The organism is Methylobacterium sp. J-076 (assembly GCF_022829405.1).
GTDB lineage: Bacteria > Pseudomonadota > Alphaproteobacteria > Rhizobiales > Beijerinckiaceae > Methylobacterium.
On record NZ_JAKSXW010000147.1, the window covers coordinates 1 to 412 of the forward strand.

Annotated in this window: 1 pseudogene; it reads right to left on the minus strand. The window is 71.6% G+C overall.

Annotation, left to right across the window (positions count from 1 at the left end):
- A pseudogene (locus tag MKK53_RS21785) lies at positions 1-258 on the minus strand (magnesium chelatase ATPase subunit I); the annotation flags it as partial.
- Positions 259-412: the final 154 nt, after the last annotated feature.

Consider the following 412-nt stretch of genomic DNA (forward strand, 5'->3'; position numbering starts at 1 on the left):
CCGGTTGGCGCGGGCGAGCAGCCCCGGCTCGAACGCCTTCACGCCGGCGCCGAGTGCCCGTTCGAGGTCGAGGGTGCCGACCACCCGGTCCTCGGTGGCGCCGAGGGGCAGGTCCACCACCGGCACGGGCTTTTTCTGGGACTTTCGCGTGCCGCCCGCCGCGCACTGCGTGCAGAGGTCCGCCGGCCTCGCACGGTCGAGATTGTAGGGCCAGTCGGCCACACCCGTCATCGGCGGCAGAAGGCCCGCGCGGCCCCGGCCCCCACCCTCGCCGTCATTGCGAGCGCAGCGAAGCAATCCAGGGATGCGCCAGGGTTCGGGAATGTCCCGCTGCCCTGGGTTGCTTCGCTGCGCGCGCAATGACGGAGGTGGCTGTCCCTGTCCGGACAGCTTCTCAGGATGATGGGGTGGA